The sequence below is a fragment of the Cupriavidus sp. D384 genome (assembly GCF_001652915.1).
Lineage (GTDB): Bacteria > Pseudomonadota > Gammaproteobacteria > Burkholderiales > Burkholderiaceae > Cupriavidus.
In genome coordinates, this window is record NZ_BBQI01000127.1 from 1 (window position 1) to 10,755 (window position 10,755).

Here is a 10,755-nt window from a genome sequence, read left to right on the forward strand (position 1 = left end):
CGGCACCGCGCGATCATCATCGGCGAAAACCTCGGCACGGTGCCCGAAACGCTCGACACCGCGCTGGCCGCGCGCGGTGTGCTGGGCATCGACGTGCTGTGGTTCGTGCGCGAAAAAGAGGACGAGCAAGTGCAAGGTGGTGAGATGGCCGTCGATGCGGGGGCCGCCACGCCAGCCTCGCCCCCCGCGCAGGCACCCAGCGAAACGCCTGCCGCGGCCGAGCCGCTGAGCGCCGCGTTCCTGCCGCCAGAGCGCTGGCCGGCGCTGGCCGTTGCCACCACGACCACGCACGACCTGCCGACCATTGCGGGCTGGTGGGCGGGCCGCGATATTGCCTGGCGCGCGCGGCTGCATCAGCTGGGCGCCAACGAAACCGAGGCCGGGTTGATGGCGCTGCGTGCCGCCGAACGCGGCGCGCTGTGGCAAGCCATGTGCGAAGGGGGCGTGGCTCACGGCGCGGCACCGGCGGCCGATGCCGCGCCGGTGGAAACCGTGCTGCGCTGGCTGCACCGCGCCGGTACCCCGCTGCGGCTGGTGCCCGTGGAAGACCTGCTGGCGCTGCGCGAACAGCCGAACCTGCCCGGCACGATTTCCGGCCATCCGAACTGGCAACGCCGGCTGGACGCCGATCCGCACGGCCTGTTCGCGCATCCCGACGTAGCGCGGCGGGTCGCTGCCCTGCGCGATGGCGGGAACCAGTCCGACGATGACGACGGAGATGGCGATGCGTGACGCTTCAGGGCGCGTGCAGATCCGCCAGCGCCCGGCACAGCGCTTCCACGGTCAGCGGCTTGACCAGGTGCGCGTCGAATCCTGCCGCCTCGGTGCGCCGCCGGTCGTCGGGCGAACTGCGTCCAGTCAGCGCAAAGACGCGCAGGCCCACGCCGGTCTGGCGCAGTGCGTCGAGCACCTCGTAGCCGCTCATGTCGGGCATCTCCAGATCCAGCAGCACCACGTCCGGCGCGAAGCTGCGCACCGCTTCCACGGCGTGCATGCCCGTATAGACCGGCTGCGCATGGTGGCCCAGCACGGTCAGCAACTCGGCCATGCTGTCGGCCGAATCGGCGCTGTCGTCGACGATCAGGATGCGCTGGCCTGCGCACTGGGCCGTGCCCGGACGCGGCACGCTGGCACCGTCCATCTGCACTTCGGGCAGCATGACCGTGAATGTGCTGCCATGGCCTTCGCCCGCGCTGCTGGCCTGGATGGCGCCGCCATGCGCCTCGATCACGGCCCTTGCCAGGGCCAGGCCCACACCCAGCCCGGATCGGGCGGTCTCGTCGCCCTCCTGCGCAAACAGGTTGAAGATGCGGTCCAGCGCCTCCGGTGCGATGCCGCGTCCGGTATCGCCAATCGTGGTGACCACGTTGCCGGCGTCCGCGCGCACGCGTACCGTCACCGTGCCGCCCCGCGGCGTGTACTTGGTGGCGTTGCTGAGCAGGTTCGACAGCACTTGTTCCAGCCGCGCCGCATCGCCGTTGACGAAGACCGGGTCCGCCGGCATCGCCACCTCGAACGTCTGGCTGGCACCGTCCAGCGCGGGACGCATTGCCTCGATGGCGGTGGTGACCACCTCGTTGTAGAGAATCGGCACCGGCTGCACCTTGAGCTTGCCCGATGTCACACGGCCCACATCCATCAGATCGGTGACCAGCCGCGTCAGCAACTGCAATTGCCGGCCGATGATCTCTGCGCAATGGCGGATGCGGACGTCGGCCACCGGCGTAAGCCGGATCACATCCACGGCATTGCGGATCGGCGCCAGCGGATTGCGCAGCTCGTGGGCCAGGATGGCCAGGAAAGACTGCACGCGCCGCCCCGCGCTTTCCAGGTCGGCCAGGCGGGCCGCGTCGGTGACATCGCGGGCAGTCCACAGCACGCCGGATACACCCTGGTCGGCATTGCGCAGCAGCACCTGCCGCACGTGGCACCGCACCAGCGTGCCGTCGTGGCGCTGCAGCCGTTGTTCGCCGGACCACGCGCCGCTGGCCCGCACGGCCTCAAGCAAGCCAGGGGCCTCGACCGCGCCGTTGCCGGGCGCCATGCCGGAAAACGCGTCCCGCGCCAGATCGGGCCGGGGATGCAGCAGCTCCAGCGGTTGGCCCACCGCCTCCTGCGCCGTGTATCCGAACAGTGCCTGTGCGCCGGCATTCCAGCTGCGGATGTGCCCTTCGGCGCCAAGTTCGCAGATGGCGCAGTCGTCGAGCGTGTCGAGCAGTTCGCGCCAGCGCGCCTCCACCACCCTGGCGTGCTCCTCTGCGGCGTACTGGATGGTGATGTCGCGGTAGACCACGGCAAAGCCGCCCGGCCCGCCATCGCGGCCACCGTCGCGCCCGGGCAGCGCAACGATCACCACGCTGGCGTAGAACACGCTGCCGTCGCGCCGCACGCGCCAGCCCTTGTCCTCGGCCCGCCCGTGCATGCGCGCCGTTGCCAGCAACTGGTCGGCCGTGGCCGCGCCGTCGTCGGACTCCGCGGGATGAAAACGCGACAGCGGGCAGCCATCCACTTCGTCGGCGGTGTACAGCAGCACCCGCCGCGCGGCCTCGGTCCAGGCCCTGACACGGCCATCCCCCGACAGCGCGAAGATCGCGGTGTCGTCGACCGCATCGAGCGCATCGAGCAATGCGGAACCCGGCAGGTCCATGGCTACGCTCCCTCCTTTCTCGTTACAGCTGCCTTTCTTGGCGGCAGTCAAGGCACCCGTGACACCCGGCGATGGCCGGGGAGGATGCGCGGTTTCCATCATGGGCACGGCCTGTCACGCCACGCCCCATCCAGGTTGACGAATGGTGTTTGCAAAAACTACAACGGGATGACGAAAGCGCTAGCCGTGTTCGCGTGCCGACCTGCTGACCGACGGTGGCGGCGGATGCTTGTCCGGCAGGTTGCGGGCGGGCTGGTCCCCTTTTTCCTTGTTGTGATCGGGGCTCTGGTCAGGCCGACGATCCGGCCGGCGCACGGGGTCATGGGGGATATGGGTAGCCATGGCGCGTCTCGCAGTGGTTTGCAGGATGGGAAGGCCCTCTACGCTGCAGTTTTCATACCAGCACCGGGACTAGTGCTTCCCGGGTGCCGCCTGATTTCTTTTCTAGCCTGAAACAAGCAGGAAGTCTCTATCCACGATGATCTGTCCAGGAGTCAAGTGATGACCGATGCATCCCGGCTGCGGCCAGCCTCTTCCGATGCAACCCGCGGCAACCAGACCGCCACGACAAGCGCCCCCGAGCAGGCCGACGATACACGTACCGCCATGTCCAGCGCCACCATCCGGCGCGCGTTCCTGGACCACGTGTTCTACACCCAGGGCAAGCTGCCCGGCCATGCCAGCGGCAACGATCTCTACCAGGCGCTGGCGCACACGGTGCGCGACCGTCTGGTACAGCGCTGGATCAGCACCGCCGAGACCTACCAGACCCAGCCGTCGCGCACAGTCGCCTACCTTTCCGCCGAATTCCTGATGGGGCCGCACCTGGGCAACAACCTCGTCAACCTGGGCATCGTCGACGAGGTGCGCGCGGCCATGACCACGCTGGACCTCGACCTGGACGACATCCTGTCGCATGAAGAGGAACCGGGCCTGGGCAACGGCGGCCTGGGCCGGCTGGCCGCCTGCTTCATGGATTCGCTGGCGACGCTGGAAATCCCCGCGCTGGGCTACGGCATCCGCTACGAGTATGGCATCTTCCACCAGAACATCATCGACGGCCAGCAGGTGGAAACCACCGACACCTGGCTGCGCCACGGCAACCCGTGGGAAATCCAGCGTTCCGAGTGGGCGGTACAGGTGCGGCTGGGCGGCCACACCGAGCACTACACCGACGACCGGGGCCGCTACCGCGTGCGCTGGGTACCCGACAAGACCGTGGTGGGTGTGCCGTTCGATTCGCCGATCCTGGGCTACCGGGTCAACACGGTGAATACGCTGCGCCTGTGGCGTGCCGAGGCCACCGAGGCGTTCGACTTCCATACCTTCAACCGGGGCGATTACCTGGGCGCGGTCAGCAAGAAGGTCACCTCTGAAAACCTGACCAAGGTGCTGTACCCGAACGACGAAACCCAGCAGGGCAAGGAACTGCGGCTGGAGCAGCAGTACTTCTTCGTGGCGTGCTCGCTGCAGGACATGCTGCGGCTGCTGGCGTCGCACGGCATCCCGGTGTCCCGCTTCCACGAGAAGTTCGCCGTGCAGCTCAACGATACGCATCCCGCCGTGGGCATTGCCGAACTGATGCGGCTGCTGGTGGACGACCACGACCTGAGCTGGGACGATGCCTGGCACATCACCCGCAACGCCTTTGCCTACACCAACCACACGCTGCTGCCCGAAGCACTGGAACAGTGGCCGCTGGAACTGTTCCGGCGCGTTCTGCCCCGTCATCTGGAGATCATCTACGAGATCAACGCGCGCTTTCTGGACGAGGTGCGGATCCGTTTCTACGGCGACGAGTCGCGGCTGGCGCGGCTGTCGCTGGTCAACGAGCAAGGGGGGCGCTACGTGCGCATGGCGGGCCTGGCCTGCGTGGGCAGCCATGCCATCAACGGCGTGGCCGATCTGCATTCGCGCCTGATGCGCGAGGACGTGCTGCAGGACTTCCACGCCATGTGGCCCGAGAAGTTCACCAGCATCACCAATGGCGTCACGCCCCGGCGCTGGCTGGCGCTGTCCAACCCGCGCCTGACCCGCCTTGTCTGCGACGCCATCGGCGATGGCTGGATCAAGGATCTGGACCAGCTGCAGGCGCTGGAGCCGTACGCCGACGATGCCGGATTCCGGGCCCAGTGGCAGGCCGTGCGGCGCGACAACAAGCGCGACCTGGCGCAGTTGATCCGCGACACCACGGGCGTGGTGGTCGACCCGGCGTCGATGTTCGACGTGATGGTCAAGCGCATCCACGAATACAAGCGCCAGCACCTGGCGGTGCTGCACATCATCGCGCTGTACCATCAGATCAAGTCCGATCCGCGCGCCGATATCCCGCCGCGCACCTTCCTGTTCGCGGGCAAGGCCGCGCCGGGCTATCACTACGCCAAGCTGATGATCCGCTTCATCACGTCGGTGGCGGACGTGGTCAACCGCGACCCGCACGTGCGCGACCGGCTCAAGGTGGTCTTCCTGCCGAACTTCAATGTGACCTACGGGCAGAAGATCTACCCCGCGGCCGACCTGTCCGAGCAGATCTCGCTGGCAGGCAAGGAGGCCTCGGGCACCGGCAACATGAAGTTCGCCATGAACGGCGCCATCACCATCGGCACCATGGACGGCGCCAATATCGAACTGCGCGACGCCATCGGCACGGACAACTTCTTTCCGTTCGGGCTCAATGCGTCGGAGGTCTATGCGCTGCGGGCGGCCGGCTACCATCCGTCCACGTACTACGAGTCAAGCCCCGAACTGCGCGCGGTGGTGGACCTGATCCAGCACGGCTTCTTTTCCAAGGGCGATGCGGCCGTCTTCCGCCCGCTGTTCGACGGGCTGCTGCAGCACGACCCGTACATGCTGATGGCCGACTTCGCGTCGTACCTGCAGTGCCAGCGCGATGTCTCGGCCGCCTATGCCGACCAGGCCCGCTGGCAGCGCATGTCGGTGCTGTCCACCGCGCGTTCGGGCCGCTTCTCGTCGGATCGGGCCATCCGCGAATACTGCGAGCGCGTCTGGCACGTGGACCCCGTTCCCGTGTGCCTGCTGCGGCGGTCGAGCGGCCAGGTCCAGGGGCCGCGCCGGACCGGCGACGCCATCGGCGGCTTCAGCGAGCGCTGCCAGTAGCCACCCGCAGTAGCGCTGCCGCCACATTGCGGGCGGGCCGCCCCATCGTTTGCAGATTGGTGGGTGTCCGGCCCGCGCGCGGCAGTTTCTACAACGGCAGCGGCACCTTATACATCGCCGTTGCCAGCGCGATGCCCTGCCGGGGCAGCCGCCTCAGGCGTCACGCGGCGCGCCGGCCGCTGCCCGGGCTGGCACAAAGTTCGCATTGCAGTTCTTCTGCGTCCTGCAGCGCCCCTATGTGCGGCGCCACACGGACAGTCCAGTACATCCCACCGGAACGGCAAATCAGCGGGAGTCTCTCCTTGAACGCGAACACCTTGTTTGTGGCGGCAGAAGCCCAGCCCCTGGCCAAGACTGGCGGGCTGGCCGACGTGGTAGGCGGACTGGCGCAGGCACTGCTGCAGCGCGGCGCCGATGTCACGATCCTGATGCCCGGCTACCCGCGCGCCATAGCGGCCGCCCGTGACGTGCGCAGCCTTGGCGCCATCCGTTTGCCGATGACCCTGCCGCCCGGACACAGCCCGGCGCGGCTGCTGCAAGGCCTGATGCCGGACAGCGGCGTGCGCGTGGTCTTCCTGGACTGCCCGTCGCTCTACGACCGCCCGGGATCGCTGTACGTTGACGCCACCGGCCGTGACTTCTGCGACAACGCCCAGCGCTTTGCCGCGCTGGCGCATGCGGCCACGGCCATCGCGGCAGGCGAGACGCCGCTGCCCGTGCCAGGCCTGGTGCATGCGCACGACTGGCACACCGCGCTGACACCGCTGCTGATGCGCGCGCGCGGCCTGGACATCCCCACCGTCTGCACGATTCACAACCTCGCCTTCCAGGGCGTATTTCCGATGGCTGCGGCCGGGCCGCTGGGGCTGCCCGCGCAATCGCTGACGCCGGACGGCATCGAGTTCTGGGGCAAGATCAATTTCCTGAAGGCCGGCATCCGCTATGCCGACCGCGTCACCACGGTCAGCCATACCTATGCGCGCGAAATCCTGACACCGCACTTCGGTCACGGGCTGGACGGCCTGCTGGCGCATCGGGCCGCCGTGCTGGGCGCGATCCCGAACGGTGTCGATACCGACGCCTGGTCGCCTGGCACCGACCGCCTGCTGCCGCAGCGCTATGACGCCCGCAACCTGACCGGCAAGCGCGCCTGCAAGGCCGCGCTGCAGGCGCGCCACGGGCTGCCCGTGGACGCCGATCGCCCGGTGATTGCCATGGGCAGCCGCCTGACCCACCAGAAGATGGCCGACGTGGCACTCCACGCCATTGCCCACGCACTTGCGACGCACGCCGACGCGCAATTCGTGGTGCTGGGCTGCGGCGATCTGACGCTGGAGGCCGCGTACAACGCATTGGCGCAGCGGCATCCGCAGCGCGTGGGCGTGGCGATCGGCTATCGCGAGGAAGATGCGCACCTGCTGCATGCGGGCGCCGACATGCTGCTGCACGGCAGCCGCTTCGAGCCGTTCGGCCTGACGCCGGTCTATGCCATGCGCTATGGCACCGTGCCGATCGTGTCGCGCGTGGGTGGCCTGGCCGACACCGTGCGCGACGTGGGCGACGGCGCCGCGCCGGCCGCGCGCGCCAACGGCATCGTTTTCGACGGCGAATCCGCCGAGGCAATGTGCGCCGCCATGGCCCGTGGACTAGGATGGTATGGCCGCCAGCGCCACTGGCGCAGCCTGCAGCGTACCGGCATGCAGACCGACTTTGGCTGGGAAGGCCCGGCGCGCCAGTACCTGGCCTTGTACGGTGCGCTGGCGCCGGCCCTGGCGCACGTGCCTGCAGTGGTTGCCGCGCCCGTGGCAGCAGTGCCGGTGGCACGGCCCGCACGCGCCGGCCGCCGTCCGGCAGTGGTCCCCGAAGCACCGGCGCTGTCGCCCGCCGATGCCGGCGCGGCCGCGACGCCCGCCTGACCGGCGTCGCCCCTGGCGCCAGACTGGATGTGCGATTGCCTGCACGAAGGTAGCCTCCGATGATGACTGCTTCGCCTGCCCTGCCCCCCGGTGACAGCCGGCCAATCCGTCCGAACTGGCAGACGCTCGGCGCCGATGCCCGCCTGCTGCCCTGCGGCGACGAAGCCGAAAAATCCTGGTTCGGCCCGGTTCGCCTGGCAGACGGCCGCGTGCGCTTTCGCCTGTGGGCACCCGACGCCGCCGGGCAGGGTCATGCGGTACGGCTCGAAGTGGCCGGCATGGCGCCGGTCGTGATGATGGAAGGCAAGGACGGCTGGTTCGAGACCGTGGTGCCCTGCTGCCACGGCGTGCGCTACTGGTTCCGGCTGGACGACGGCACCATCGTGCCCGACCCGGCTTCGCGCCTGCAGGCCGACGACGTGCACGGTGCCAGCGTGCTGTGCCTGCCCGAAAAAGGCGCCGCCTACACCTGGCAGCACACGGAATGGCGCGGCCGGCCCTGGCACGAAGCCGTGATCTACGAACTTCATGTCGGCCTGTCCGGCGGCTACACGGGTGTGATCTCAGACCTGCACCGCCTGGCGGCCCTGGGCTTCACGGCCATCGAACTGATGCCGCTGTCCGAGTTTCCCGGGGCCCGCAACTGGGGCTACGACGGCGTGCTGCCGTTCGCGCCCGAGCGCAGCTATGGCTCGCCGGACGAATTGCGCGCATTGATCGACGCCGCCCATGGGCTGGGCATGATGGTATTGCTCGACGTGGTCTACAACCACTTCGGGCCCGAGGGCAACCACCTTCACCAGTACGCCAGCGCCTTCTTCCGCACCGACCGGCAAACCCCGTGGGGTCCGGCCATCGACTTCCGCCGCGCGGAAGTGCGCCGCTTCTTTGGCGAGAACGCGCGCTACTGGCTGGAATCGTTCCGCTTCGACGGCTTGCGGCTCGACGCCGTGCACGCCATCGAGGACGAAGGGTGGCTGCCCCAGCTGGCCCACGAACTGCGCACATGCCTGCCCGACCGGCATGTGCACCTGGTGCTCGAAAACGATCACAACGATGTGGCGCTGATCCAGGCCGGCTACGACGCGCAATGGAATGACGACGCCCACCACGCGCTGCACGTGCTGCTGACGGACGAGCACGACGGGTACTACCGCGAATACCACGCCGAGGTGCCCGGCTCTGCAGGCGCCACGCCGCCGCATGCCACCGGCACGCCCGCGCTGCATCACCTGGCGCGCGTGCTGGGCGAAGGCTTCGCGTGGCAGGGCGAGGTATCGCCGCACCGCAGCGGCGACGAAAACGGCCCGCTGCAGGGCCGCGAGGTACGGCGCGGACAGCCAAGCACGGCGTTGCCGCCCACGGCCTTCGTCATGTTCCTGCAAAACCACGACCAGACCGGCAACCGCGCGTTCGGCGAACGCCTGACCACGCTGGCCGACCCCGACGCACTGCGCGCGGCGGTGGCGCTGCAGTTGCTCTGCCCGCAGATCCCGCTGGTGTTCATGGGCGAGGAACATGGGGCACGCACGCCGTTCCTCTATTTCACCGATCATCCGCCCGAACTGGCCCAGGCGGTGCGCGACGGCAGGCGGCGCGAATTCGCCGCATCGTCGGCCTTTCGCGACGACGCCCATGCGGCGCGCATCGCCGATCCCAATGCACCCGGGACGTTCGATGCCTCGCGCCCGGTCTGCGACGATACCGAGGGCGATTGCCGCGCGTGGAACCACTACTACGGCGAACTGCTGTCGATCCGCCGCAACGAGATCATGCCAAGGCTGCGCCATTGCCAGCCCGATGGCGTCACGCCACTGGCCGACCGCGCACTGGTGGCACGCTGGCGCCTGGGCGACGGCAGCCGGCTGTCGATCTGGCTGAACCTTGGCGCCGGGCCCGTGGAAGCAGACTGCGCCGGCGGCCGGATGCTGCATGCCAGCCAGTCCGGCGCCATTGCATCGCTCAACGCCGGGATCCTTACCGAACGCTGCTGCGTCGCCTGCCTGCATCCAGCCTGACACTGCCATGACGCCACCCGCCGACGTGAATCACGCCGATCTCGATCATGCAGGCGTGCCCCGCGCCACGGCGCGGCTGCAATTGCATGCCGGCCTTACCTTTGCCGACGCCGCCGCGCTGGTGCCGTATTACGCCGGCCTCGGCATCAGCCACCTGTATCTGTCGCCGATCACCGAAGCGCGCCCCGGGTCCACCCACGGCTACGACGTCACCGATTGCACGCAGGTCAGCACGGCGCTGGGCGGCGAGCCCGGCCTCGTGGCGCTTGCCACCCAGGCGCGCGAAGCGGGCCTGGGCATCGTGCTCGATATCGTGCCCAACCACATGGCCGCCGATGCCACGCACAACGCATGGTGGCGCGATGTGCTGGCGCAGGGCGAACGCAGCGCGTATGCGCATTACTTCGATATCGACTGGCAACCGCACGACCCCGTGCTGCGCGGCAAGGTGCTGCTGCCGATACTGGGCGATGCCTACTGGCAAACGCTGGAGTCGGGCACGCTCACGGTGCAGCGCGGCGGCGACGGCCAACCGGCGCTGCGCTATGGCGACCACGATCTGCCGCTGAATCTGCCGCCGGGCATGGCGGACGGGGCTGCCCTGCCCGCCACGCCCACCGATATGCAGGCACTGAACGCGCTGCTCGAACACCAGCATTACCGGCTGGCGTGGTGGCGCACCGGGGCCGCCATGCTGAACTGGCGCCGCTTTTTCGAGATCACGGAACTGGTGGGCGTGCGGCAGGAATGCGACGACGTATTCGAGGCCACGCACGCCCTGCCATTCCGGCTGTATCGCGAGGGATGGATCGACGGCCTGCGCATCGACCATGTGGATGGCCTGGCCGATCCGGCCGGCTATTGCCGCCGCGTGCGCGAACGGCTGGACGCCCTGCGGCCGGGCCGGCCCGCTGCGCTGGCGCTCGCGCATCCATGGCTGGTCATCGAGAAGATCCTGGGCGAACACGAGCCACTGCCGCGCGACTGGCAGGTCGACGGCACCACGGGCTACGACTTCATGGACCAGGCAGGCGCCCCGCCGCCCCACCCGCCCCGC

Annotated in this window: 7 protein-coding genes; 5 read left to right on the plus strand and 2 right to left on the minus strand. The window is 68.8% G+C overall.

Annotated elements, in window-relative coordinates; all coding sequences use genetic code 11:
* The coding region (locus A9J21_RS27825; RefSeq protein ID WP_197497583.1) for a 4-alpha-glucanotransferase at positions 1-732 on the plus strand (732 nt) is incomplete at its 5' end.
* A 4-nt stretch (positions 733-736) separates the two neighbouring features.
* Here A9J21_RS27825 and A9J21_RS27830 read toward each other — a convergent pair.
* Both A9J21_RS27830 and A9J21_RS31800 read right to left on the minus strand, forming a co-directional pair.
* A complete protein-coding gene (locus A9J21_RS27830) occupies positions 737-2,647 on the minus strand; it encodes an ATP-binding protein (protein WP_066741446.1) in 1,911 nt (636 codons plus the stop codon).
* Positions 2,648-2,827: 180 nt separating this feature from the next.
* Positions 2,828-2,989 (minus strand): hypothetical protein, encoded by a 162-nt coding sequence (locus tag A9J21_RS31800; RefSeq protein ID WP_153945994.1) that lies wholly within the window; start codon positions 2,987-2,989, stop codon positions 2,828-2,830.
* A 264-nt stretch (positions 2,990-3,253) separates the two neighbouring features.
* Here A9J21_RS31800 and A9J21_RS27835 point away from each other — a divergent pair, with 264 nt between their 5' ends.
* The 4 genes from A9J21_RS27835 to A9J21_RS27850 form a co-directional block, all read left to right on the plus strand.
* Positions 3,254-5,764 carry a glycogen/starch/alpha-glucan phosphorylase gene (locus A9J21_RS27835; protein WP_066741451.1) on the plus strand — a complete coding sequence of 837 codons (2,511 nt, stop codon included), beginning with the start codon at positions 3,254-3,256 and terminating at the stop codon, positions 5,762-5,764.
* A gap of 302 nt (positions 5,765-6,066) precedes the next feature.
* Positions 6,067-7,680: a glycogen synthase GlgA gene (gene glgA / locus A9J21_RS27840; protein WP_197497584.1), complete on the plus strand. Its 1,614-nt coding sequence runs from the start codon at positions 6,067-6,069 to the stop codon at positions 7,678-7,680.
* A gap of 62 nt (positions 7,681-7,742) precedes the next feature.
* Positions 7,743-9,698 (plus strand): malto-oligosyltrehalose trehalohydrolase, encoded by a 1,956-nt coding sequence (gene treZ, locus A9J21_RS27845; protein WP_156546263.1) that lies wholly within the window; start codon positions 7,743-7,745, stop codon positions 9,696-9,698.
* Between the two features lie 7 nt (positions 9,699-9,705).
* Positions 9,706-10,755 (plus strand): alpha-amylase family glycosyl hydrolase (locus tag A9J21_RS27850; RefSeq protein ID WP_255366049.1); only part of this gene is annotated, 1,050 nt, incomplete at its 3' end.

Excerpts from the sequence above, each read along its gene's own strand:
- A9J21_RS27830 (WP_066741446.1), bottom strand. The coding sequence starts at position 2,647 with ATGGACCTGCCGGGTTCCGCATTGCTCGATGCGCTCGATGCGGTCGAC.
- A9J21_RS27835 (WP_066741451.1), top strand. The coding sequence starts at position 3,254 with ATGTCCAGCGCCACCATCCGGCGCGCGTTCCTGGACCACGTGTTCTAC.
- treZ (WP_156546263.1), top strand. The coding sequence starts at position 7,743 with ATGACTGCTTCGCCTGCCCTGCCCCCCGGTGACAGCCGGCCAATCCGT.
- A9J21_RS31800 (WP_153945994.1), bottom strand. The coding sequence starts at position 2,989 with ATGGCTACCCATATCCCCCATGACCCCGTGCGCCGGCCGGATCGTCGG.